26 protein-coding genes and 1 tRNA gene are annotated in these 22,239 nt (G+C 32.2%); 13 read left to right on the top strand and 14 right to left on the bottom strand.

All coding sequences use genetic code 11. The features are described 5' to 3' along the window. Window position 1 precedes the first annotated feature (1 nt). From dnaK to dnaJ, 4 genes are all read left to right on the top strand, one after another. Window positions 2-1,891, top strand: coding sequence for a molecular chaperone DnaK (dnaK, locus tag K9L97_04375; protein ID MCF7872243.1), 1,890 nt, complete (start codon window positions 2-4; stop codon window positions 1,889-1,891). Window positions 1,892-1,986: 95 nt separating this feature from the next. Beyond that, window positions 1,987-2,454, top strand: coding sequence for an Hsp20/alpha crystallin family protein (locus K9L97_04370; protein MCF7872242.1), 468 nt, complete (start codon window positions 1,987-1,989; stop codon window positions 2,452-2,454). Between the two features lie 42 nt (window positions 2,455-2,496). Next, window positions 2,497-3,621, top strand: coding sequence for a DHH family phosphoesterase (locus K9L97_04365; protein ID MCF7872241.1), 1,125 nt, complete (start codon window positions 2,497-2,499; stop codon window positions 3,619-3,621). Window position 3,622: 1 nt separating this feature from the next. After that, window positions 3,623-4,744, top strand: a complete 1,122-nt coding sequence (gene dnaJ, locus K9L97_04360) for a molecular chaperone DnaJ (GenBank protein MCF7872240.1) — start codon at window positions 3,623-3,625, stop codon at window positions 4,742-4,744. 7 nt (window positions 4,745-4,751) lie between these two features. Here the strand turns inward: dnaJ and K9L97_04355 are convergent, their stop codons facing one another. Genes K9L97_04355 through K9L97_04345 form a run of 3 tightly spaced genes read right to left on the bottom strand, consistent with a single transcriptional unit; the run spans window position 4,752 to window position 7,036 of the window. Beyond that, on the bottom strand, window positions 4,752-5,483 hold the full coding sequence (locus tag K9L97_04355; GenBank protein MCF7872239.1) for a hypothetical protein: 732 nt from the start codon (window positions 5,481-5,483) through the stop codon (window positions 4,752-4,754). 12 nt (window positions 5,484-5,495) lie between these two features. Further along, entirely contained in the window at window positions 5,496-6,041 is a 546-nt protein-coding gene (locus K9L97_04350) for a hypothetical protein (GenBank protein ID MCF7872238.1), read from the bottom strand. A 20-nt stretch (window positions 6,042-6,061) separates the two neighbouring features. Next, window positions 6,062-7,036, bottom strand: coding sequence for a hypothetical protein (locus K9L97_04345; GenBank protein ID MCF7872237.1), 975 nt, complete (start codon window positions 7,034-7,036; stop codon window positions 6,062-6,064). Between the two features lie 123 nt (window positions 7,037-7,159). Between K9L97_04345 and K9L97_04340 the strand changes: the two genes are divergently transcribed. Both K9L97_04340 and K9L97_04335 read left to right on the top strand, forming a co-directional pair. After that, a complete protein-coding gene (locus K9L97_04340) occupies window positions 7,160-8,425 on the top strand; it encodes a hypothetical protein (protein ID MCF7872236.1) in 1,266 nt (421 codons plus the stop codon). Window positions 8,426-8,471: 46 nt separating this feature from the next. After that, entirely contained in the window at window positions 8,472-9,026 is a 555-nt protein-coding gene (locus K9L97_04335; protein ID MCF7872235.1) for a hypothetical protein, read from the top strand. A 441-nt stretch (window positions 9,027-9,467) separates the two neighbouring features. Here the strand turns inward: K9L97_04335 and K9L97_04330 are convergent, their stop codons facing one another. Beyond that, on the bottom strand, window positions 9,468-10,781 hold the full coding sequence (locus tag K9L97_04330; protein MCF7872234.1) for a translation initiation factor IF-2 subunit gamma: 1,314 nt from the start codon (window positions 10,779-10,781) through the stop codon (window positions 9,468-9,470). 96 nt (window positions 10,782-10,877) lie between these two features. Between K9L97_04330 and K9L97_04325 the strand changes: the two genes are divergently transcribed. Next, window positions 10,878-11,477, top strand: coding sequence for a 30S ribosomal protein S7 (locus tag K9L97_04325; protein ID MCF7872233.1), 600 nt, complete (start codon window positions 10,878-10,880; stop codon window positions 11,475-11,477). Window positions 11,478-11,531: 54 nt separating this feature from the next. Here K9L97_04325 and K9L97_04320 read toward each other — a convergent pair whose 3' ends face one another. From K9L97_04320 to K9L97_04300, 5 genes are all read right to left on the bottom strand, one after another. Further along, window positions 11,532-11,873, bottom strand: coding sequence for a hypothetical protein (locus K9L97_04320; GenBank protein ID MCF7872232.1), 342 nt, complete (start codon window positions 11,871-11,873; stop codon window positions 11,532-11,534). 66 nt (window positions 11,874-11,939) lie between these two features. Continuing rightward, window positions 11,940-13,439, bottom strand: a complete 1,500-nt coding sequence (locus tag K9L97_04315; protein ID MCF7872231.1) for a hypothetical protein — start codon at window positions 13,437-13,439, stop codon at window positions 11,940-11,942. A gap of 160 nt (window positions 13,440-13,599) precedes the next feature. Continuing rightward, on the bottom strand, window positions 13,600-14,322 hold the full coding sequence (locus K9L97_04310) for a 2-(3-amino-3-carboxypropyl)histidine synthase subunit (GenBank protein MCF7872230.1): 723 nt from the start codon (window positions 14,320-14,322) through the stop codon (window positions 13,600-13,602). A gap of 5 nt (window positions 14,323-14,327) precedes the next feature. Next, window positions 14,328-14,783 carry a hypothetical protein gene (locus tag K9L97_04305; GenBank protein ID MCF7872229.1) on the bottom strand — a complete coding sequence of 152 codons (456 nt, stop codon included), beginning with the start codon at window positions 14,781-14,783 and terminating at the stop codon, window positions 14,328-14,330. Window positions 14,784-15,082: 299 nt separating this feature from the next. After that, window positions 15,083-15,721, bottom strand: a complete 639-nt coding sequence (locus K9L97_04300; GenBank protein MCF7872228.1) for a class I SAM-dependent methyltransferase — start codon at window positions 15,719-15,721, stop codon at window positions 15,083-15,085. A 56-nt stretch (window positions 15,722-15,777) separates the two neighbouring features. Here K9L97_04300 and eif1A point away from each other — a divergent pair, with 56 nt between their 5' ends. Then, window positions 15,778-16,101 carry a translation initiation factor eIF-1A gene (eif1A, locus tag K9L97_04295; protein MCF7872227.1) on the top strand — a complete coding sequence of 108 codons (324 nt, stop codon included), beginning with the start codon at window positions 15,778-15,780 and terminating at the stop codon, window positions 16,099-16,101. 42 nt (window positions 16,102-16,143) lie between these two features. Next, window positions 16,144-16,884 carry a hypothetical protein gene (locus tag K9L97_04290; protein ID MCF7872226.1) on the top strand — a complete coding sequence of 247 codons (741 nt, stop codon included), beginning with the start codon at window positions 16,144-16,146 and terminating at the stop codon, window positions 16,882-16,884. Here the strand turns inward: K9L97_04290 and lspA are convergent. The 5 genes from lspA to K9L97_04265 all read right to left on the bottom strand — a co-directional run bounded on the left by lspA (window position 16,881) and on the right by K9L97_04265 (window position 19,945). Further along, window positions 16,881-17,339, bottom strand: coding sequence for a signal peptidase II (lspA, locus tag K9L97_04285; GenBank protein MCF7872225.1), 459 nt, complete (start codon window positions 17,337-17,339; stop codon window positions 16,881-16,883). The genes K9L97_04290 and lspA overlap by 4 nt on opposite strands. Further along, on the bottom strand, window positions 17,333-17,740 hold the full coding sequence (locus tag K9L97_04280; protein ID MCF7872224.1) for a hypothetical protein: 408 nt from the start codon (window positions 17,738-17,740) through the stop codon (window positions 17,333-17,335). The genes lspA and K9L97_04280 overlap by 7 nt, the downstream gene beginning before the upstream one ends. A gap of 16 nt (window positions 17,741-17,756) precedes the next feature. After that, window positions 17,757-18,314, bottom strand: a complete 558-nt coding sequence (locus K9L97_04275) for a hypothetical protein (GenBank protein MCF7872223.1) — start codon at window positions 18,312-18,314, stop codon at window positions 17,757-17,759. 238 nt (window positions 18,315-18,552) lie between these two features. Further along, complete coding sequence (gene hisS / locus K9L97_04270; GenBank protein ID MCF7872222.1) at window positions 18,553-19,842, bottom strand: histidine--tRNA ligase; 1,290 nt, start codon at window positions 19,840-19,842, stop codon at window positions 18,553-18,555. Window positions 19,843-19,870: 28 nt separating this feature from the next. After that, window positions 19,871-19,945, bottom strand: a tRNA-His gene (locus K9L97_04265). 228 nt (window positions 19,946-20,173) lie between these two features. Here K9L97_04265 and K9L97_04260 point away from each other — a divergent pair. Genes K9L97_04260 through K9L97_04245 form a run of 4 tightly spaced genes read left to right on the top strand, consistent with a single transcriptional unit; the run spans window position 20,174 to window position 21,921 of the window. Further along, window positions 20,174-20,551 (top strand): 30S ribosomal protein S8e, encoded by a 378-nt coding sequence (locus K9L97_04260; protein MCF7872221.1) that lies wholly within the window; start codon window positions 20,174-20,176, stop codon window positions 20,549-20,551. Between the two features lie 27 nt (window positions 20,552-20,578). Next, the gene (locus tag K9L97_04255; GenBank protein MCF7872220.1) at window positions 20,579-20,806 is read left to right on the top strand and encodes a small nuclear ribonucleoprotein; all 228 of its coding nucleotides are present in this window, start codon (window positions 20,579-20,581) and stop codon (window positions 20,804-20,806) included. Between the two features lie 26 nt (window positions 20,807-20,832). Then, window positions 20,833-20,994, top strand: coding sequence for a 50S ribosomal protein L37e (locus K9L97_04250; protein ID MCF7872219.1), 162 nt, complete (start codon window positions 20,833-20,835; stop codon window positions 20,992-20,994). Window positions 20,995-21,051: 57 nt separating this feature from the next. Further along, a complete protein-coding gene (locus tag K9L97_04245) occupies window positions 21,052-21,921 on the top strand; it encodes a hypothetical protein (GenBank protein MCF7872218.1) in 870 nt (289 codons plus the stop codon). The last annotated feature ends 318 nt before the right edge of the window (window positions 21,922-22,239 follow it).

The raw sequence follows: 22,239 nt of genomic DNA, 5'->3' as shown, positions 1-22,239 counted from the left end.
AATGAGTAAAGTAATTGGAATAGATTTAGGAACAACATTTTCAGCTGTTAGTGTAATGGAAGGCGGAAAACCGGTAATTATACCAAGTAGCGAAGGAGAAAGAACAACGCCGTCTGTGGTTGCAATAACAGATAACAATGAGAGATTAGTTGGAAGGGTTGCCAGAAATCAGGCAATATTAAACCCTGAACACACTGTTAGAAGTATAAAAAGGCATATGGGTGAAGATTATAAATTAAATATTTATAATAAAGATTATACGCCTCAGCAAATATCAGCTATGATTCTTCAGAAATTAAAAACTGATGCAGAAGCATATTTGGGTCAAAAAATAGACAAAGCAGTAATTACTGTTCCTGCGTACTTTGAAGACAGTCAAAGGCAAGCAACAAAAGACGCTGGAAAAATAGCGGGTTTAGAAGTTTTAAGAATTGTAAATGAACCAACAGCAGCAGCTTTAGCTTATGGTCTTGATAAAGCTAATGATCAAAAAATATTAATCTTTGATTTTGGTGGGGGAACATTTGATGTTTCGATACTTGAATTAGGTGATGGAGTTTTTGAAGTTAAAGCAACTAGGGGAGATAATCATTTAGGAGGCGATGATGTTGATGAATTGTTAATTGATTGGCTTGCTGAAGAATTTAAAAAAGATACTAAGATAGATTTAAGAGAAGATAAACAAGCATATCAAAGACTTAAGGATGCTGCTGAAAAAGCAAAAATAGAATTAAGCAGTAAGATGTCCACGACAATAAATTTGCCGTTTGTAACAGCAGATCAATCAGGACCTAAACATTTGAACAAAGAATTAAGCAGAAGTAAATTTGAACAAATGCTTGAACCAATTCTAAAAAAATTAGAGGGTCCTACAAAACAAGCGTTAAAAGATGCTAATATGAACGAGTCTGATTTGAACAAAGTCATCTTCGTAGGTGGTAGTACGAGAATTCCTGCAGTTCAAGAACTTGTTAAAAAATTGACTGGAAAAGACGGGGACAAATCTGTCAATCCAGATGAAGCAGTAGCTCTTGGCGCTGCAATACAAGGTGGAATACTTGCAGGTGATGTTAAAGACGTTTTATTATTAGATGTTACACCTCTTAGTCTTGGGATAGAAACTCTTGGTGGAGTTATGACTTCAATAATTACAAAGAACACCACAATTCCTACCAAGAAATCTCAAGTCTTTAGTACTGCATCAGATAATCAGCCTGCTGTAAATATTCACGTCTTACAAGGGGAAAGACCTATGGCTGCAGATAATAAAACTCTTGGGAGATTTGATTTGGTAGGATTGCCACCTGCACCAAGAGGAGTTCCTCAAATAGAAGTGACTTTTGATATTGATGCAAATGGTATTGTTCATGTATCCGCAAAAGATTTAGGGACTGGTAAAGAGCAAAAGATTCAAATAACTGCAACAACAAATCTTTCAAAAGAAGAAATAGAGAAAATGCAACAAGAAGCAGAAAAACATGCTGAAGAAGATAAAAAGAAAAAGGAAGAAATAGAGACAATTAATCAAGCAGATGCTCTTGTTTACACCACAGAAAAACTTTTCAAAGAAATGGAAGGCAAAGTCGATAAGAAAAAAGTCGAAGAAGTAAAGCCTATGATTGATGATTTGAAAAAACTTCTAGAAGCAGAGAAAAAGGATGTTGATGCGCTAAAGAAAAAAATGGAAGAAATCAACACAAAAGTACAAGCTATTTCAACTGAAATGTATCAAAAAGTTGCAGAAGAGCAAGCTAAAGCACAGAAAGAGACAGGCAGCGCACAAGATTCTGTCGGCAAACAGAAAAATTCAGAATCATCTTCTGAAAAAACTGTTGATGCTGAATATGAAGATGTAAAAGAAGATAAGAAAGGTGCTAAGAACAAAAAATAATTGTTGAAAAAATCGATTTAAATTAATCAATTGTTCAATTATTTTTTTTGTTTTTTTGTTTTTTTTTTAAGTGAACAAATTTTGGAGGTGGAAAAATGAGAAGAACAGATGTGTGGGATGAACTTTTTAGAATGAGAGATGAAATGGATTCTTTGTTTGGAGATTTTTTCACAGATTTTTCTCCAAGAAGAAATCTGTTGATAGGATCTCAAAGCCTATCTAAAGATTTGAAAAAGCCTTTGATGGATGTGTATGAAGAGGGCAATAATTTTGTGGTAAAAGCAGATTTGCCAGGTTATGACAAGAAAGACATACAGCTAAATGTTAAAGATGGTGTTTTAGAAATAAAAGCAGAAAACAAGAATGAACAAGAGTTAAACGATAAGAAAAAAGGAACGTATAAATTTGAAAGAAATTATTCCGGGTATTATAGGCAAATTGCTTTGCCAGAAAACATTGATGAAAACAAAATAACTGCAGAATACAAAAATGGCGTTTTGTCTTTGAATATGCCTAAAACACATCAAATTGAAAGTAAGAATAAGCAGATCGATATAAAATAATTTTTTTACTTTTTTACTTTTTTTTAAACCAGTGGTGGTGAGATGTTGACAAAAATAGAAAATGAAGAATTGATTGTAAGATTTAAAAATTTTATAGATTCTATTAAAGAAAATTCTAATGTGTTTATTCTTCACGATACTGATATGGATGGGATGTCTTCTGCAGTTTTATTAAAAAAGGGACTGGAGTTTTTAGGAAAAAATAATTTGTTTTTTCAGCCTTTCAATCATAGTTCTAAAAGAAATATTGATGATGAATTTATTAATTTGTTGAAAGAACAAGGAATAACTCATTTTTTCGCTTTGGACTTGTCATTAGAGTCTTTTTTAGGAGTTGAAAAATTAAAAGATTTTAATATTTGCGTAATTGATCATCATCAGATTGAATCTGATTATTGGAAGCACAACGATAATTTTTTACTAATAAAACCTTATTTCATTAATACTTCTGTTGTGGAAGGTTCTAATGTTTGTACGGCTAATCTTGTCTATAATTTCTTTAGTGAGTTAACAAATATTGAAAAATATGATTGGCTTTGTGCCGCTGGAATAGTAGGGGATGCAGGGTATTTGCAAGAAAAAGAGTTTGTTGATTCCATTTTAATTAAATATGGTGAAGAAATAAAAGATGATATCTTCAAAACAGAACTTGGAAGATTTGTAAGTTATGTTACGTATGCTGATTGTTCTGATAAGAAAAATTCTTCAAATATTATCTTTGAATCTTTAGACAGGTCTGCGGATTACAAGAGTGCCATAAATTATCTTAAAGATTTTAAACCTGTGGAAGATGATTTTTTTAAAATCATTAATGACTTTGAAAATTATAAAGAGGAATTTATGGTTGATGGAGAAAAAATTATTTTTTATGAAGTTAAATCAAAGTATTCTCTTAAAGGCCCAGTCAGCACATATTTAAGTTTTAATCTTCCATTCAATTTAACACTAATAACTTATCAAATTAAAGAAAATGAAGCCGCAATTAGTGCGAGAAGACAGGATAAAAAATTTAATATGGGTTTGTTGATGAATCTTGTCACAGAGAATTTTTTAGAAGGTCAAGGGGGAGGTCATATTCCTGCAGCGGGAGCTTCATGCAATAAACAGGATATCGAAACATTTAAAGAACATATCAAAGAACTTCACAGCAAAGTAAGGATTGATTAAAATGAGTAAAGACTATTATAAAATTTTAGGTGTTGAAAAGAGTGCTAGTAAAGAAGAGATTAAAAAGGCATATAAGAAATTAGCAAAGAAATATCATCCTGATATTAATAAAGAAGAAGGGTCTCAAGAAAAGTTCAAGGAAGTAAATGAAGCCGCATCTGTTCTTGGAGATGATCAGAAAAGACAGCAATATGATCAATTTGGAAGTGATGCTTTTAGAAATGGAAATTCAGGAAATCAAGGTTTTAGTGGTTTTGGGGGTTTTGATTTCTCTGGTTTTGGTTCATCAGGAGGAAGTTTTGATTTTGATGATATATTTGATGCTTTTTTTGGTGGAGGAGGAGCTAGATCAAGACAGAAAATGGGCAACAATTTAAGGTTTGATATGGAAATATCGTTAGAGGAAGCCGCTTTTGGAACTACTAAAAACATTAAGTTGAACAAAAAAAATATTTGTGAAACCTGTGATGGCTCTGGTGCACAAGAAAGCGCAACTTGCCAGTCTTGTCATGGAACGGGTTATGTGAGAACTGTTAAAAGAACTCCTTTCGGAGCATTTCAAAGCACAGGTCCTTGTAGTAATTGCGGGGGTTCTGGGAAGGAAATTAAAGTTGTTTGTGATTCTTGTGATGGTGATGGTTATACTATAGGGGAAAAGAAGATAAAAGTTGATATTCCTAAAGGTGTAGAGGATGGTATGCGTTTGAGAGTTCAAGGTGAAGGAGAAGCAGGACCTAGAGGTTCAAGACCTGGAGATTTGTTTATTTACGTTCATGTTGAGGAACATGAATTCTTTGCTAGAGAGGGCAATGATATTAATATTGAAATACCTATAAGTTACAATCAAGCTGTTTTTGGTGATTCTGTAGAGGTTCCCACGCTTGAAGGCAAAGCCAATCTTAAGATTCCTGAAGGTACCCAATCAGGGACCATTTTCAGGATGAAAAATAAAGGTATTGAAAGTGTTCATGGTTATGGTAAGGGAGATCAGAATGTTACAGTTGTTGTTGATGTTCCTAAAAAACTTAATGCTAAACAAAAAGAGGCTTTAGAAAAATATGCTAAGTTAATGGGTGATTCTGCAAAACCTCAAAAGTCTTTTTTGGAGAAGATATTCGGGTAACTTTTTTTTATAGCAAAAAGTTATTGATTTTTTTTCTATCTATTTCGTAGTTTCCATCTGCGAATTTAATTATGCTTGCTTCAAACTGATTTTCGTTTAAGAGTTCGCATATCATGTTGTTTGATTCAGATAATGAAATGTTTTTATTTTCTAATTCTTTTTTTAGCTTTTCAAGGTCACAATATAATTTTTTTATTTTCTCATCTTTGTTTGGATGTAAGTTTGTTATTTTCGGGATGTATTGGTATGCTAGAATGTCCATAGTATCTTTAGTTTCTGGATTAACAAGTCCTATTAAGTCTGTGAAATATTGGTTGTTTTTTATTTGTGAAAAATGAAGGGGTATGTCTCCCTCATCATAATTTATCATGCTTGGGAGTAAATATTTTGTTAACACATAATTGTTTACTATGTGCGTGTGGAATGAAAGTTTATATGAAAATACTTGCATGTTGTATTCATTTGGCCACTCGTAATTTTTTGGAAGGAAAAGATTTTTGTTTATCCATTCAACGTGGTTTACGTCAAACTCATTGTCGTATTTGTAAAGTTCGGATATTGTCAACAATTGAACTGAATGTTTTGTTCCTTCAATAACTTTTGTATAGATGGGTCCGTTGACTTTTGATTGAATGATTGAAAATCCTGTTTCGATGTTTTTTTGCTCCGATTTTTTCTTGCATTCTTGCAAAAGATTTATTGTTGTTTGTTTTTTTAATATTCTTTCAAGAGGGTGCATTTTTATTGTTGCTTATTGTCTTAATTTAAATATACTTGCCAAGTAATTGTGATTTTTATATATTGCTATGTCGCTTTTTATTTCTTCATGATTTAAGAAGTAATCATATTGACCGTAAATATCTTTCATTATAAATCCCTGTATTTGATTTCTTGGAATTGTTTTTGCTGGCCAAAGCACTAATTGGTTGTTTTCTTTTACTGTAAGTCCTATGTTCTTGTTTTTTTCTATTTTATGTATTTGGTTTTGTTCTGTGTATTCTTTAAATTCTTTTTCGTTGGGTTCTTTACTGAAATCAAATACATTTTTTAGTTTTGAAATGTATTTTGGGTTTATTATGGTATAACTTACGTTTATTTCCGGATCAACTTTTAAGTTTGTTGTTCCGAATAAATAAGTTATGTTGTGCATATTAGGGGTTATTCCATTTTTTATTATTTGTTCATGCGCATCTATGAATTGATCTTTTGTAATCAGTCTATATTTTGGTATTGGATATAAAATTCTAAATGTTTTTTTATATTCTTCTTCTTTATGTTTTTTTAATAGCATGTTCATGTTTTTGCCTCATTTATTTTTTATGAAATTAGTTTTTCTAAAGCGTTTATGTATTGAGCTATGTCTTGTTTATATATTGTGAATCCTTCGTTTTTTTGTGGGTATGTCGTGTCAGACAACAAAAAGTCTCCATTATTTGTTATAAAAGGCAGTAGCCATTTTTCGTTTAGTTCTATGATTCCTATTTTTTCAAGGTTTGCAAATATGTTGTATGGTTGATTTGTTTTGTGTATTTTTTGTGGCTCTGTGCTTTTTTTTATTTTTGAGTTTATATTTATTTTTTCTTGGTTTGCATAATTTAGTATTATTTCTAAAAATCTTTCTTTTTTTGCGGGGTATATTGCTTGGAGATCTGTTTGGTGAATTGGCATATAAGACATAGGTGTGTCAAACGCATCTTTTCTTTCGAATGGGTGGTGGTCGTATTGTATGAGTTCTAAACTTGTTTCTTTGCATTTTATTTCATAGATTCTTATGTTGTCATAGGATTGTATTGTGGCTTCTTGATTTGTTTTTATTTTGGTAAGTTCATTTATCATTATTGCGCCTATTGTTGCCCAGTAGTCTTTTTTGTCCTCAAATCCGTAGTCTTTCCATTTTTTCATTTCTTCTTTTGTTAGTATTTGGCTTGCTATTTCTCCGCTTAGTAAAAGAATATCTTGGCTTTTTATTGGTATTTGTATGGTGTTGTTGTTTATTGTTGCGGTACTATTGTGTTTTCCGTTAATTAACCTATAATGTATTGGTTTTATGTAGTTTTCAATTATTTCTTCTTCGTATTCTCCAAGCATTTTTCGTTGTCTTAAGGAATCTTTGTAGGTATATATGTTTGATAGGCCTATGCATTCTTGATAATTTGCGAGTTGTGGATCAAATCGCGTGTTTGTTGTGTATCTGTCTATTAGTTCTTTGTATGTTTCATGAACTCTTTTAGAAATGTTAATTTTTTTAAGCGAGGCTTCTTTTTCTTTATCTATAAGGTATTTGTATAGCATTTGTGCATGTGATTTTATTCAATTATTAAAATGTTTTCACTTTATAATAGAAAACTTTATATACTACGGAAAAGTATATTTAGTATTCATTATTAGATTTAATGATTATGAGGGTGGTAATAAATGAAGACAAACAAATTATTCTTACTATTGTTGGCGGTAATATTAGTTGTAGTTTCTGCATGTCAAGGGCCTGACGATGCTGGTTGGGAAGATTATAATTTTTCTTTAGGATTAGATGATTATGAGCCTGGAACTGGTAATGACTCAGTTGTTGATTTGAATGATACGAAGGATTCTGATGGGAATGTCTCTGTAGATACAGATTCTGGAACTGAAAATCTTGAGATTGATGAAGGTAAAGCTTCTTTAACTATTGAAGCTACTGAAGGTGATTTAGTTAAAATTCCAGTTAGTGCTGTTGATCCTGACGGGGATTTTATTGAATATGAATTTGAAGCTCCTTTTAATAATAAAGGTTTGTGGCAGACTGAAATTGGGGATGAAGGTAAATATTTAGTTGAAGTGGCTATTAGTGATGGGAAATTAAGTACTTCTGATTTTATTTTAGTTGTTATTAATAGAGCTAATAGGGCTCCTACAATTGAATGTCCTAAAAAGATTCGTGTTGAAGAAACTGAATTAGTAAAGCTTGATTGCAATATTTATGATGTTGATGGAGATGTTGTAATTGTAGGGTATGATGGCTGGATGAAAACTGCGACTTATCAAACTAATTATGAAGATGCTGGAACCTATAGTGTTTTAGTAAGGGCCAAGGATAAAAATCATGAATCGACTGAAGAAATAGAAGTGATTGTCGAAAATAAGAATAGAGCTCCAGTTATTGAAGATATAGCTTTGCAATCTGTAATGGAAGAAGATGACATTCAAGTTTTGGTTGATGTTAGTGATGCTGATGGTGATGATGTTGAAGTTGAGTTTGGTAACCCTCTTAATAAAGATGGTAGTTGGACTCCTACTTATGGTGATCGCGGAATGTACAATGTTTCAGTTGTTGCAGATGATGGGAAGGATAAATCAGTTTCCACTTTTGAATTGGAAGTTTTAAGATTGAATAGAGCTCCTGTGATTAAACCCCTGAATGATATTGAGGTTGATGAAGGAGATTCTGTTGTTCTTCCAATACAAACTTATGATCCTGACGGTGATGAAGTAGTTATTACTTATGCTGGTTGGATGGATTCTGATGAGTACTCTGTTTCGTATGATGATGCGCATCCTGATGGTTGTAATTTTAAGGGTTGCACTGCTGAGTATGAGGTTGTAGTTATGGTGAGCGACGGAGTTTTATCTTCTGAGGAAACAGTAACTATTAGAGTTAAAGATGTAAATAGGCCTCCTGTTTTTGTCTTTGATAATCCTTAAAAAAATGCAAAATTTTTTATTTTTATTTTTCTAAAAAGGTGGTATTATGAATTTTGATGAGAAAGAAATAGAGGGGATTGTTTCCGAAGAATTTGAAAATAGAATCTTGGATTTTGTTGGCGATTCAAAAAAATTATTTCCTGTTAACATAATCGCTATTGATGTGCCTGGTGCAAAAGAACTTTTGAAGTATATCGAGTCAAAAAATGGAATAACTTATGGTTCTTTTAGCGAAGATTCAGATATTGTAAGTGCCTTAATAAATAAAGAAATTTATGGGGGTTTGATAGGGTCTAGTGGTTTAGTTCAAAAAATAATTTATGATGGCGAAATGCAAAAAGAGTTTACTTCTGTTATTTCTGCTAATACTAGAAAAAAGTTTTTTGATAAGGACATTAATAAGGATCCTAAAAAGTATGAGACAGTTATGTTAATTCCTCGTGATTTGTCTCAGATTTCAGAGTCTGTCGTGAATTATCTTGATGAAGAAACATATTTATACGAACGTTGTAATGGTTTTTTTGTTATGGATGTTAATAAGAAGGATTTGTATAGGTTGGCCTCTTCTGAATTATTTGAAAACATTAGATTAGTAGAGTAATTTTTTTATGTTTTTTTTGTTAAGATAATGATATTGTTGCGCCCTAGCGAAGGGAGTTTAATACAGTTTAACACAAATAAATGCTTTACATTTATTGTACAAAAAAACTTTGCTTTTGTGCATTTAGGGCGGAGATTCGTGAAGAAATCATTTTTGATTTCTGTGTGCAAGAAACTTTTAGTTTCTTAGCAGACTCGGAGCAGCGATTTTTATTATACGGAAAAGACGAGGCAAGACTGCTCGTATCTTTAGTGCTTAGATACGACTCGTTGTCTTTTTGTATACTAGAAACTGAAGGTTTCGCATACACAAAGTTTTGCTTTGTTGTATTGCAGAAATTCGCTTTTTGAAAAATGCGTCGTACCACGTGGCTTTAGCCAGTGGGTAGCATTTTTGCGAATTTCTTACGATTTAGTTTGCACTTTTTTTTAAGAAGTATTTTTATTGTATTATTCCAAAGCCTATCAGTCTGAATCTTGTTCCTATTCTTCTGCTTATTGCAACTCTTGCTTCTTTTTCTGCGCATACTGGGAGTCTTAGTTTGCATTTTGCTTTATTTTTGCTTATTTCTATTACTTGTCCTACGGTTGCTGCGCTGTTTACGTTAAGCATTAGTACTTCGCCTATTTTTACGTTTTCTACTTTTAGTTCTTCTTGGCTTCCTACAACTCTTTCTAGTAGTGATAATTGCAGTTCTAATTCATTCCAGACAGGAGGTAGTTTGTCTGGCAGTCCCACTACATTTCCAACTAAGCTGTCTGATTTTACAACGCTTGGATCTAATTCAGTCATTATTCCTGTTGATCCTCCTGGCGTTATTTCATCAAATTCAAGGCCTCCGCTGTTGATGCTTATTATTTTAGTGAATATTGGTTTTGAGACTAATTGGTTTGCTTCTTCTAGGATTCTTCCAGGTCTTATTTCTATTCGATCTCCTTTTTTGAGTTTTCCTTGTTTTAGTGCTCCTCCTAATATTCCTCCCATTATTTTTTCTGGTTTGTATCCTGGTTTGTTTATATCAAAGCTTCTTGCAATAAGAAATCTTGGTTCTTTCGTGGGATCTCTTTGTGGTGTTTTTATGTTTTCTTCAATGGCGTCTATTAAGTATTGTATGTTTACTCCTCTTTGCGCGCTTATAGGTATTATTGGCGCATTTTCATATTCGGTTCCTTTTAGAAATTCTTTTATTTGTTTGTAGTTTTTTAGAATTCTTTCATCATCTGTTAAATCTATTTTGTTTTGCGCTATTACTATGTTTTTTATGCCTGCCATTTGTAGTGCCATTAGGTGTTCTCTTGTTTGTGGTTGTGGGCATTGTTCATTTGCTGCTATTAAAAGTATTGCTCCATCCATTACGGTTGCACCTGCTAGCATTGTTGCCATGAGTGATTCGTGTCCTGGTGCATCTACAAAGCTTACTTTCCTTATGTACTCTGTTTTTTCTCCGTTGCAGTCATGGCATTTTTCTTTTACTGTGTATTGTTTGTATTTAGGGCATTTGTAGAATGTTGAGTCTGCGTATCCTAGTTTTATTGTTATGCCTCTTTTTATTTCTTCGCTGTGAGTGTCTGTCCATTTTCCACTTAGTCTTTCTGTTAGTGTTGTTTTTCCGTGGTCTACGTGTCCTATGAGTCCTATGTTCACTTCTGGTTGTGTTCCTTTTTCTTCTTTGCTTTCTGTTTTTTTGTTTTTTGTTGTTTTTGTTTTAGGAGTCTTTTTCTTTTCAGTTGTTTTTTTTATGACTTTTTTTGGCATATTGTTGTGGACTGATTGATTATTTATAAATCTTTATGATTGTGTTTTTTTTCTAAAAGCACAAGGTTTATAAATGGATTATGATTCCAGAGAATCATGAATGGCGTACTAGCATTTAACAGATGGGATGCGAGCAAGATTAAAGTTGAGGATCTTGGACTTAGTAGATATTTGTCTACTGAAGCGGTTATTGTTCCTAAGACTGGTGCTAGATATGCAGGTAATAAATTTCACAAATCTAAGATTTTTATTGTTGAGAGACTTATTAATAAGATGATGGTTACTGGTCACAAGTCTAAAAAGCATTTTATTAGTAGTGGTCATTATACTGGTAAGGCTCAGAAGGCTTATGATGTTGTTGAGAGGGCTTTAGAGATTATTGAACAGAAAACTAAGTCTAATCCGATTGAAGTTTTAACTAAGGCTATTGAGACTGCGGCGCCTCGGGAAGAGATTGTTACTATTGAATATGGTGGCGCGAGATATCCTAAGGCGGTTGAGTGTGCTCCTCAGAGGAGAATTGATATTGTTCTTAGGTTGTTTGCTCAGAGTGCTCGGCAGAAAAGTTTTAATAGTAAAAGGGCTGTTGAAAGTGCTTTGGCTGATGAGATAATTAATGCGTATAATGCTCAGCCTTCAAGTGTTGCTGTTTCTAAGAAGCTTGAATTAGAAAGACAGGCAGATGCAAGTAGGTAATCTTGTTTAGTTTTATTTTTTTTAAGATGCAAGGTTTATTTTTGTGATTTTTTACTATTTTATGTTATAGTGGTCTTTTACTCTTTTTTCATATCTTCTAAATATTTGAAGTATTCCGCCGTAGGGTACTGATATTGCGAATATTTCTTTTGGGATCCATTCTGTTATTGAGTTTAGATCTTTTGTTCTTGCTAGGTATGTGAGTATAAATGGTATTTTTAGTGTGTATTCTGCTATTCTTGTTGCTGTTGCTAATTGGTGGAATGTTTCTGATTCTGTGAACATTTTTGCTTCAAAGAAGGGTCCTGTATACATGTCTACGTTGTCTATGAGTGTTGCATAATTTATTAGAAATTTATCTATTAGTGGTAGTTCTATTGTATTTGTTTTTTTCATTATTTTTTTGTTTTTTTTAAATCTATTATTTTTGTTGTGTGCGTTTTTTCGTTTGTTTTTCGAGAATTAGTTTGTTTTTTCGCAAAGTGTTTTTTTGTAAGTGCCCATTGTGATGTGTTTTTTTATTCCTGCTAGTTGTCCTGTTGTGTATTGGTTTTCATAGTGTGTCTTAATTTCTTTTGTTGTAAATCCTGCATCGTATAGTTCTATTATTTCTTCTTTATCTTTTTCTATGTTGTTGTGTTCTTTTTTTTGTGTTGTTGTGTTGTTGTGTTGATATTTTTTATTTAATTTTTTATCTATTGTTTCTTCTTTTCTTTTGTTTGTTGGTTTTATTCCTGGAACTAGATCATTTAGATAAATTCTTTTTGGATACCTTTGTTCTAGGAGTAATTCTGGGTTTTTTTGGTATGCTGCTATTAGTTTTTGTCCGGCCATGTGCATTTTATATTCGTTTCTTACGAATTGTTTGTTTGTGAATAGGTTTTGTATTGCTATTTGTTCTATTAGTTCATTTCTTGCTTTTACTTGTTTGTAGTCTTTTTCCACGAAAAGTATATCTCCTAGCATAGGGCTTCCTGTTATGCTTGTGTATTCATATCTTGTTATTTTTCTTGGTTCTCTGAATTCTTTTGATTCTGGAAGTATTGTGTTGAATATTTCTTGCGCTAGGAAAGGTATTGTGTTATCTTTTTTGAAAATATATGATTGTGTGTTTGGAAGTTCTTGTAGTTTTTCTATTATTTTTTCTTTTATTAGAGGTCTAAATATGTTTGCGTATACTGCGTTGCTTACCATTAGGACGTCTATTGCTCTTTCTAGATTTTGTGTTTTTTTTAGGTCATTTACGTATTCTAATGAGTTTTCTAGTTCGTCATTCCATATGTCTAAGTATATTTTTAATTCTGGAAGTATTCTTTCAGCTTCTTTCCACAGCGTATTTATTGGGGTTGTAAGGCTTTTGTATATTGTTGAGGTTACTGCTGTGTCTCTGTTGTTTTCAGGTGTATAAGGGGTTTCTTTTTGGTATCGATGTGTTGTTTTTAGTTTTTTTATTGTGTCTAGAACTCTTTCTAGTTCTACTTCTCTTTGTGTTCTTTCGGTGTCTGCTATTACTTCTTGGATTGATTGGGCTAATTTATTGTCTCTTTGTTTGAGAAATGCTAAGTGGTATATTGCTCTGTCTGCGTCATTGTTACGTATGATTTTTGTGCTTTGTGCAAGGTTCAGTAGTTGAGGATAGTTGTGGTAGTCTAGTGATATTATGTCAAAGTGTGTTGTTGGGTTTTGTTTCATGAATTTGTCGAGGGACATATTTTTTACATCTATTTCCGGGTTTGTTTTCATCAGTTCTTCGTAGTATTTTTTATTTTCTTCTAAACCTATTACGTTTTTTGGGTTTATTCCCGCTATTTTGTATACTTGGTGCCATTCTAAATTGTCTGGGCCTGGGAAGTGGAGGACTTTTATGTTTCTTGAGTCTCTTCCGTTCAGTAGATTTTCTAGTATCATCTGTAGTAGTGCTTTTCTTTGTTCTTCTTTTATTGGGTCGTGATAGTGTTTCATTTTTTTGATATTTTTTTGTTTTAGAAAGAAAAAACAATATATAAATTTTACCATTGTTCAGTAATGAAAACATTTCGTTGTTTAGAAGGGATTGGATTGGCGATTTTCATTATAGTTCTAAGCGGATTTGGAGCATCGGGTTTCATTATTTTTTTAGAAATTATATTTTTGCGATTGTTTCGTCTACTCTTGCTCTTTTTGTGTTTGTTTTTTTAACTTCTTCAAGGTTTATTATTGGTTTTCCTATTTTGATTGAATCATCAAATCCTATTCTTGGGCAAGCGGTATTGATCCAGCATTCTATGAAGGGAAAGTCTTCTAATGAATTGAAGTCTATTGTGTTGTCTACTATGTAGTAAAATTTTTTGTCGGGATATTCTTCTTTTAATTCAAGGGCTCTTTTTAGGTAGAATTGTCCGGGTTTTGTTGTCACTAGGACTCCTATGTGTGTGGACATATAAAATTTTGAGAGTGCTGCTTTGTGTCTTTTTTTTATGAGTTGTATGTCTTCGTTGTCTACTATTATTTGTTCTTCTGTAAATGGGTTATATGCATAAACTTTTTTATCTTCGTTTTCCCATGCTAATGCTTTAGGATGGAATAATCCGTCTCCTATGTATACGAATGCGTCGAATTCTTTATCGGTGTATTTTTCTGCTTTTTGAACATTACAACCGAGAATTTGGCCTTTGTGTCTTGTGTGTCCTGTTTTGTATATGTTTGGTTTTTTTTCTGCGTCTTCTAGTTGTTTAATTATTTTTGGTAGTGTATCTATTAGTTGTATTGTTGTAAATACTGTTATTTTTTTTGGTAATTTTTTTACAAAGTTTTCTGGCAGTTTTATTTCGCCTTTTATTCTTGCTTCTACGTGCATTACTTTCATGTTGTTTAGTAATTGGGTTTGTTTTTTAAAGTTGATGGATTGTTCAGGTATTGTTTTATTTTTGGTAAGAGCAGTTTTAAATCAGGGGACATTTTTTTGTTTTCTAGTTCTTGTATTGTGTAATATTTTGATTTTTTTTTGTTAAATATTTGCTCATTTGGTTCGGGGTTTCCTTCTATTTTTGTTATAAATTTGTGCGCTGTTGCTTTTCTTCCGTCCGGTATTCTAAATTCTTGTTTTCTGAAATAACTTGTGTTTATTATTTGTATTCCCTTTACTTCTTCTTGTAATTCTGTTTTGGCTCTGTTTTTAAGTTCTGTTATTGTTGGTGTTTCGTAGTTTTCACAATCTTTTTTTTCTAGTTTTCCTCCCGGTGTCTCCAGATGATTCCATTTTGTTCTGTAAATTAGATATATTTCTTTTTTCTCATTTATTATTATGTTTCCGCTTAGTATTATCATTTTTATTGCGCGCTAGCGAAGGGGGTTTAATACCCCGACCTGCACAAAAATCTTTGATTTTTGGCATGCCAGAAACTTTGTTTCTGTGCATTTAGGTCGATAGCACGCAATCTGAAAATCGCGATAAGCGACTGAGTCGTAATACTCCGTCCTGCTCAAAAATCTTTGATTTTTGGCATGCCAGAAACTTTGTTTCTGTGCATTTAGGGCGGAGATACACAGTCGACACTTTTCGTGTCTCGGTGTGCTAGATACGCTTTTGCGTTTCTAAGCAGACTCGGAGCAGCGATTTTCATTATTTACTTCTTTCTTTCTGCTATTATGAAGAATCCATCAGTTATTGGTTCGTGTCTTTCGTTGTGTGTTTTTATTTCTGTTTTCCATTCTTGATTTGGGAATTCTTGTATTATTTCTTGTGGGTGGTAATCTATAGTTGGCCAACTATCTTTTTCTAGCTTTTTTTTTATGTATTCTTTTATGTTGTGGTGTTTTCTTATTCTTAGTAGTGTTGATAATATTATTTTTTTCTTTGTTACTCTTTTTAGTTCTTGCAGTGCTTTTTGATAGTCTGATATGCATGTTATTACGCCTATGCATATTGTTATGTCAAAACTTTTGTTTGGAAATGGCAAGTCGTATATGTTTGCTTGTATTAATTTTGTGTCGGGGTTGTTTTTTTGTGCTCTTTTTAGCATTTCTCTGCTATAATCTGTTCCTATTACTTTGAATCCTTTTTGTGTTAGTTTTTTTATGTATTCTCCTGTTCCACAGCCTACATCTAATATTGTTTGGTTTTTGTTTTCTTTTTCTAATAGTTTTGTTGTTATTTGTAGTAGTTCTCGGTGGCCTTGTTTTGTCCAGTAACATGCGTCGTAGTCTTCTTTTTCTGTGTTTTTAGCTCTTTCTTCATATATTTTGTGCCATGTTTTTTCCATCATATTATATTTTGAAATGGGACAAGATTTATAAATGGTGTTGTAATTCATTTTGTTAAATGGTAGATTTTAATAATCCTGGTGAAGAAATTGAAAGAGTTAGGCTTCCTCGTGGTGATGAAGTTTTAGGGGTGCTTGATTCAAGGCTTGGCGCTTCTAGGTGTGATGTTCGTTGTATGGATGGTAAGACTCGTAATTGTAGGATTCCGGGTCGTTTGAAAAGGCGTTTATGGGTTCGTGAGGGTGATATTGTTTTGGTTCAGCCTTGGGAGTTTGGAGGGGATGAAAAGGGAGATATTATTTTTAAGTATCGTCCTAGTCAAGTTAGTTGGTTGCAAAAGAAGGGTTATTTAGATAATATAAATGATTTGGATGATTTTTAATTAATAAAAACATTTAAATATTTTTACTACTTTCTAGTGAATATGTCTTTAGATGAAGATTTGCAGAAAAGTGCTTTAAAAGAAAAAGAACGATTGTTCAATGTTTCTGTTGCGCCTTTAGAAAAATTTGTTAGTTGGTATTTTAAGGTTGTTAAAGATAAATTTCCAGAATCTACTGCTACAAATGTTGTTTTTATGCCTGTTCATATGGGTATTGATGTTTACGCAGGAGATATGGATAAGCCTGAATTAATTGTTTCTAGATTATTTGCAGTTACTACTAATTATTTGACAGTTCCTTTAGTTTTAAGTTTAAATGATTATTTAAGAAAAAAGTTTAAAGCGATTTCTGTTGATGGAAAAGTTCTTGATGATAAACGACTTAAGAATGTTGATAGGGGCTACATTGCAAGTGTTGCTGCTTTTATGAAATCTGCGTCTTATGTTGTTGCTAAGAATTATGATTTGTGGTCGATTACTAAAGGTGTTGGCTCATGGTCTTTATTAGCAGGCGTTTTTGGTCATAAGTTAAGAAAAGGTGTTGATTTAGCTAAGTATTTGATTGTTGGAAAAGAATTCGCTTATACTCCTGCTTGGGCTAAGTCTTTGTCTATTGTAAAGAAAAAATCATTAACTTATAGTTTGCTCTCGCTTTCTATTGCTGCGTGCAGTGTTTTTTATTTTTTAGCGCCAGATAAAAAAGAAGACGAGTCTTTATTGTTGAATAAAGAGAAAAAAATTGAATCTGTTTTTAATTCGTATAAGGAGGGTGTTAACTTTTAATTTCGAGTTTTTTTGTGAATGTTTTTTTTCTTTTTTGGTTTGTATTTTTCTATAAGTGTTTTAGTTATGTATCCAAAAACTCCTAAAAATATGTAGCTGTCTGCGAAATTGAATATTGGCCACCATTTTAGGTCTATGAAGTCTATTACGTACCCTAGAAATATTCTATCTATTAGGTTTCCTATTATTCCTGCTATGATTAGTATCGCATATATTTCTTTGTTTTTAAATGCCTTTCTTTCTTTGTATAGTATATATAAAAACACTATTGATATTGCTATTATTATTGTGCTGCTTCCTTGTAGCATTCCAAAGCTTATCCCTGTGTTTTGTATGTAGTTTATTGCTATTATTCTGTAGTCTTTTGTTATGTTTTTTAGTGTGTGCTTTGTTATTTGGTCTAGAAGTATTAGTATTAGTGTTGTGACCCATAATTTTGTTGATGTTTTCACCATTTGTATCTTCTTTGGTTGTCGTGGTTTTTTGATTCCATTATTTCTAATCTGTGATTCATGCTTGTTATTTCTGCTTTTATTGTATCAAGTTTTGCAAGTATTAGTTGCATATCTTTGTCTAAATCTTTATTTGTTTCTTGTTGTGTTTGCTGGTTTTGGTTGAATCTTGGTAGTGGTTGTTCATCTTGGTTTCTCATTTTGTTTCCGAAACTGTCGTATCTGTCTTGCATATTTTGTGTAGGGTTTGAGTTGAAATTATCCATATCGTTTAATGGGTCTTGATTGTTTTGGTTGTTAAAGTTGTTTAGTTGGGTTGGGTTTTCATTTTCGTTGTCAAGATTTAAATCTTGCAGTGCTTTTAAAGGGTCTTCTTTATTTTTTCCTATTCCGAACAATCCCATTTTATTCCTCTTTTTTTTAGTTTAGTTTTAGTTTAGCCAGTATTGTTTTTGGTGTGAATGTTATTATTTGTAATGTTTTTGGTTTTGGGTATATTTGTATTTTGTTTTGTTTTATGTTATCAAGTAATGTTTTGAAGTTTGTTTGTTTTAATGAATTGACGTATAATGCTCCTGTTAATGTGCTTTTTATTTCGTCAGAGGTTTCTTCACTTTCTAATGTTGTTTTTATGTTTTCTTCCTCGTAGTTTATTCCTAGTATGTTAAGTGTTTGGTTTTCTATTATAGTGTTTATATTTGTAATCATGGTGAATCCATTTTCAAAGTTGAGTTGATTTGTTTGATATTGGGCAGAGTATGTTTCTATTTGTTCTGTTGTTACGGTGTCAAATATTCCTTGGCTTATTATTGTGGGCATTTCTCCTTTTGCTATCATTGTTGCAGATATTATTTTTCCTTCTTGTTCTATCATTAGGAGTTTTTGATTTGTCATTGCTTCTTTTGTTGTTTTGTAGTCAAAGTATACTACAAGGCTTATGGCTCCTAATATTATTATGATTATCAGTAGTGTTCCCATTATTGCTTTTATTACACTTTTTATTAGTTTGAAGAATATTAGAAATGCTAATATTGCAATTACGATTATGAGTATTGTTTGTATTATTTTATTTACCTCTATTGTCTTTCTTTGTTTTCTATTGTTTTTTTCTTTATTTAAATATTTTTAATGTTTAGTGGGCGACACGAGTTTTATTTAAAGATTTTCGTCAGTTAAATTGTGAATGGCAATTTCTTTTGTCATGAACTTTTTTTGTTTATTGTTTTAGTTTTTTAATTATTTGAGTCATTTCTAGTTTTTCTTCGTTGCCAGTTTGCATATTTCTTAGAGTGTATTTTTTGTTTTTTATTTCATCTTCTCCTATTAGTATTGTGTAAGGTATGTTATAGTAAGAAGCGTAATCAAGGGCTTTGCTTATTCCTTTTTTTGCTATGTTAAGTTCTGTGTTTATGTTGTTTTTTCTTAGTTCTTTCATTATTTGTATGCTTTTTTCTTGTTGGCCTATGGGTATTATGAATGCTTTTGTCACGCATTTTTGTTGTGTTTGTTCTTGATCTTGTTTTATTGCTTCTATTATTACGTCAATTCCAAAGCTTATTCCTACTGCGGGGTATTCTTGGTTGTTACTTATGAAGTCTCCTATCATTTTGTCATATCTGCCTCCTGCTGATATGCTTGATTTTATTTTTGAGTTTTCTAAATATATTTCAAATACTGTGCCTGTGTAGTATGTCAGTCCTCTTGCAAGGCTTGGATCAAAAATTACGGGTGTGTTTAGTTGTTTTAGATAATTTAGTAGTTGTTCTGTTTCTGTTAGTGCTTGTTGTGCTGTTTCATCTGTTAGTGTTTTTTTAAGGCTTTTTAGTGTTTCTTCGTTTGTTTCTCGTGTTTTTATTGTTTCGAATAATTTTGTTTGTTGTTCTTCAGTTATTTCTTTTGTTCTTAGTTCTTGTTCTATTTCTTTTATTGTAATTTTTTTTATTTTATCTATTGTTAAGATTGTGCTTGTGATTTTTTCTTTTGGTATTTTTGCTTCTGTTATTATAGAATCTAAGATTTTTCGATTGTTAATTATTATTTTTACATTCATGTTTAATTCTTTAAATGCTTCATATGCTAAATTTAGTAGTTCTGCTTCTGCGAATACATCTTTTATTCCTACTACGTCTGCATCACACTGTGTGAATTCTCTGAATCTGCCAAGTTTTATTGGTCCGTCTCTGAACACTTGTCCTATTTGGTATCTTTTAAATGGTAGTTTTAAGTTTGGGTTCATTGCGATGTATCTTGCAAATGGTACTGTTAAGTCGTATCTTAGGCAGAGGTCTCTTTCTCCTTGATCTGTTAGTTTGAATGTTTCTTTTAGTATTTCCGCTCCTCCTGCGTATTTGCTTGATAATACGTCGAATCTTTCTATTGTCGGTGTTTGCAGGGGATTGTATCCTGTTTCTTCGAATTTTTTTGTTATTACGTTTAAAATTTTGTTTTTTATTATGTTTATTTCTGGGTCGATGTCTTTTACGCCCTTTGCTATTTGGATTTTCATTTTTTTTCCTCCAAAGAATGTGGATAAATGGGGCGGCTGCCGGGAATTGAACCCGGTCCTAAGGTTCCACAGACCTCAATGCTAGCCGGTACACCACAGCCACCACAGTAGTTTCGATATTTTTGTTGTTTTATATAGTTTTTGAACATGTTTAGAATTTCATTTAGGACAGTGAATACAATCACCGCATTTAGCGTTTGATTTCTCCTTTTTTATGTTCATTTTGTTAGTGTGTTTTTGATTTTTTAAAAATGTTTTGTTTATTTTTTGTTTATTTTTTTGAATTTTTTTATGCAAAAGATTTATAAACACTTTATCTTTCCTCTCAAGTATGGTAATCGTTCAAGATAGATCATTAAGAAAGCCCACAGGGGGCAGAAACACAGGAACTAGGCCGAAGAGATTGGCTCAGAAAGGAGATAATCCTTCATTGACTGTTATTGGTTCTAAGAGAATCAGAGTTAAAAGGACTAGGGGTGGCTCTGAGAAGAAATCTCTTTTAGGTGTTGAAACTGTTAATTTGTTGGATACTAAGACTAATAAGATTGTTAAGGCAACTTTGAAATCTGTTAAAGAGAGTAAGGCTAATAGGAACTATGTAAGACGAAATATTCTTACTAAAGGTACTGTTGTTGAAACCGATAAAGGTGTTGCTGTGATTACTAGCAGACCTGGACAGCATGGTTCGGTTAATGCTGTGTTACAATAAAAAAATTTTATGTGAGGGTAATTAAAAATGGAAAATATGTCAAGACCGCTGGATGCGTTAAATAAGTCAAGAAATAAGAGAGTTCTTGTTGAATTAAAGAATGGAAGACAATACATCGGAAATTTAGTATCTTTCGATATTCATATTAATACAGTTTTAGAGGAAGCTGAAGAAAGAGTTGATGGGGAAGTTAAGAGAAAGCTTGGAACTGTCTTTATTAGAGGAGACACTATTACCATAATTTCGCCCCAATAATCTTTATTTTTTTGAGTTGATTTATTATGTCCAAAGGAACACCATCAATGGGTAAAAAGTCGGGTAAGAAGACGCATATCGCTTGTAGAAGATGTGGCGCGATTACTTATCATGCTAGGAAGAAGGTTTGTAGTAGTTGTGGGTTTGGAAAATCTGCTAGGTTAAGAGCTTATTCTTGGAAAAAATAATTCTTTTCAATATTTTCCCAAAAAATATTTAAATGCGCATTTTTGTTTTATTAAGTTATGAGGGTGAGACTTGATTCTAGGACTAAGAGTTTGTTTGAAGGATTTTCTATTTTTGTTCTTGTGCTGTTGTTGTTTATTGTTGTTTTTACAGGCATGAGTACGAGTAGTCCTTTGTTCTTGGTATTTATAGGGTTTTCTCCTGCCATATTTACTGTGATTGTCAGCATCTTGGTTTTTGAAGAATCTTTTAAAGGTAATGTTATTATTTGGTTTTTGCCTTTTGTTGTTCTAGCACTGTTTTTTTTAGTTGTTACTAGTCAAAGTATTTTGTCTTCAAATCTTAATATCGGGGCATTATTAGCAATTAATATTTTTATTTGCATTTTGTATGTTGGTTGCGCGCTTTTTTTAGTTAAAGTGTTGTTTGGTAAAAAAGATTCTGTTCCAAAAAAAGTTGTTGTTCCTAGTAAGATTAAAGAGTTCATTTCTTCTCTTGAGGATAAGTCTAAAGCTATTAACTTTGTTATTGGTCGTGTTTATAGTAAATATCATGGAGGCTCTAAAGAACTTAGGGAATTAATTCAAATAGAGTCTGATTGGTATAATGAGTTTAGTGAAAATTTGAAAAATGAAACTGGAGATGTTGAGAATTTATCTCAAATTAGAGATCATAAAAAACTTATAAATTTGCTTTATACGGTTAATAAAATTTATGACAGATTAGCTTTGTTCAAGAACTCGGAATTGAGTGTTTTTGGTTCTAGAATTAATGGTTTGAAGAATCTAGAAAGGGATGGTTTAGGTCATGACTTAGTTTTGGATGTTCTTATAAAAAATGATAAAGATCCCGTAGAGTCTTACTATGGGAGTGCTATAAAACTCATTACTGATGTAAGAAACCAATTGAATTCAATGATAAAAAAATGAAGAAAAGCTTTTTAATTTTAATTTGTTGCATTTTTGTATTCGTTTTAATGTCTATAGAAATAGGTGCGCAAGTTCCTAGTGATGTAGTTGATTTGAGTTTGGGTTTGCTTGGTCGTAGTAGTGGTGTTATGGATTGTTAGGTTCATAATTTGTTGGAGCGTGGCGTTTCCTGTTTGGAGGGTTTTGATGTTAGTTGGGATTTGCAGCTTTCGGGTCATTTTAATCAGGAGCCTGGTCATGGTTTTTATTTGTGCTGTTCTTCTCAAGGCAGGGATGCCGCGGAGGTTTATGGTTTGAATTCTGTGGATTTTTTTGTTG

The sequence above is a fragment of the Candidatus Woesearchaeota archaeon genome (assembly GCA_021735165.1).
Classification (GTDB): Archaea; Nanobdellota; Nanobdellia; order Woesearchaeales; family 21-14-0-10-32-9; genus JAIPET01.
The sequence above is the reverse complement of the archived record's forward strand: the minus strand, read 5'-3'. Positions and strand labels throughout refer to the sequence as shown.

Excerpts from the sequence above, each read along its gene's own strand:
- dnaK (MCF7872243.1), top strand. The coding sequence starts at position 2 with ATGAGTAAAGTAATTGGAATAGATTTAGGAACAACATTTTCAGCTGTT.
- K9L97_04370 (MCF7872242.1), top strand. The coding sequence starts at position 1,987 with ATGAGAAGAACAGATGTGTGGGATGAACTTTTTAGAATGAGAGATGAA.
- K9L97_04365 (MCF7872241.1), top strand. The coding sequence starts at position 2,497 with ATGTTGACAAAAATAGAAAATGAAGAATTGATTGTAAGATTTAAAAAT.
- dnaJ (MCF7872240.1), top strand. The coding sequence starts at position 3,623 with ATGAGTAAAGACTATTATAAAATTTTAGGTGTTGAAAAGAGTGCTAGT.
- K9L97_04355 (MCF7872239.1), bottom strand. The coding sequence starts at position 5,483 with ATGCACCCTCTTGAAAGAATATTAAAAAAACAAACAACAATAAATCTT.
- K9L97_04350 (MCF7872238.1), bottom strand. The coding sequence starts at position 6,041 with ATGAACATGCTATTAAAAAAACATAAAGAAGAAGAATATAAAAAAACA.
- K9L97_04345 (MCF7872237.1), bottom strand. The coding sequence starts at position 7,036 with ATGCTATACAAATACCTTATAGATAAAGAAAAAGAAGCCTCGCTTAAA.
- K9L97_04340 (MCF7872236.1), top strand. The coding sequence starts at position 7,160 with ATGAAGACAAACAAATTATTCTTACTATTGTTGGCGGTAATATTAGTT.
- K9L97_04335 (MCF7872235.1), top strand. The coding sequence starts at position 8,472 with ATGAATTTTGATGAGAAAGAAATAGAGGGGATTGTTTCCGAAGAATTT.
- K9L97_04330 (MCF7872234.1), bottom strand. The coding sequence starts at position 10,781 with ATGCCAAAAAAAGTCATAAAAAAAACAACTGAAAAGAAAAAGACTCCT.
- K9L97_04325 (MCF7872233.1), top strand. The coding sequence starts at position 10,878 with ATGAATGGCGTACTAGCATTTAACAGATGGGATGCGAGCAAGATTAAA.
- K9L97_04320 (MCF7872232.1), bottom strand. The coding sequence starts at position 11,873 with ATGAAAAAAACAAATACAATAGAACTACCACTAATAGATAAATTTCTA.
- K9L97_04315 (MCF7872231.1), bottom strand. The coding sequence starts at position 13,439 with ATGAAACACTATCACGACCCAATAAAAGAAGAACAAAGAAAAGCACTA.
- K9L97_04310 (MCF7872230.1), bottom strand. The coding sequence starts at position 14,322 with ATGAAAGTAATGCACGTAGAAGCAAGAATAAAAGGCGAAATAAAACTG.
- K9L97_04305 (MCF7872229.1), bottom strand. The coding sequence starts at position 14,783 with ATGATAATACTAAGCGGAAACATAATAATAAATGAGAAAAAAGAAATA.
- K9L97_04300 (MCF7872228.1), bottom strand. The coding sequence starts at position 15,721 with ATGATGGAAAAAACATGGCACAAAATATATGAAGAAAGAGCTAAAAAC.
- eif1A (MCF7872227.1), top strand. The coding sequence starts at position 15,778 with ATGGTAGATTTTAATAATCCTGGTGAAGAAATTGAAAGAGTTAGGCTT.
- K9L97_04290 (MCF7872226.1), top strand. The coding sequence starts at position 16,144 with ATGTCTTTAGATGAAGATTTGCAGAAAAGTGCTTTAAAAGAAAAAGAA.
- lspA (MCF7872225.1), bottom strand. The coding sequence starts at position 17,339 with ATGGTGAAAACATCAACAAAATTATGGGTCACAACACTAATACTAATA.
- K9L97_04280 (MCF7872224.1), bottom strand. The coding sequence starts at position 17,740 with ATGGGATTGTTCGGAATAGGAAAAAATAAAGAAGACCCTTTAAAAGCA.
- K9L97_04275 (MCF7872223.1), bottom strand. The coding sequence starts at position 18,314 with ATGGGAACACTACTGATAATCATAATAATATTAGGAGCCATAAGCCTT.
- hisS (MCF7872222.1), bottom strand. The coding sequence starts at position 19,842 with ATGAAAATCCAAATAGCAAAGGGCGTAAAAGACATCGACCCAGAAATA.
- K9L97_04260 (MCF7872221.1), top strand. The coding sequence starts at position 20,174 with ATGGTAATCGTTCAAGATAGATCATTAAGAAAGCCCACAGGGGGCAGA.
- K9L97_04255 (MCF7872220.1), top strand. The coding sequence starts at position 20,579 with ATGGAAAATATGTCAAGACCGCTGGATGCGTTAAATAAGTCAAGAAAT.
- K9L97_04250 (MCF7872219.1), top strand. The coding sequence starts at position 20,833 with ATGTCCAAAGGAACACCATCAATGGGTAAAAAGTCGGGTAAGAAGACG.
- K9L97_04245 (MCF7872218.1), top strand. The coding sequence starts at position 21,052 with ATGAGGGTGAGACTTGATTCTAGGACTAAGAGTTTGTTTGAAGGATTT.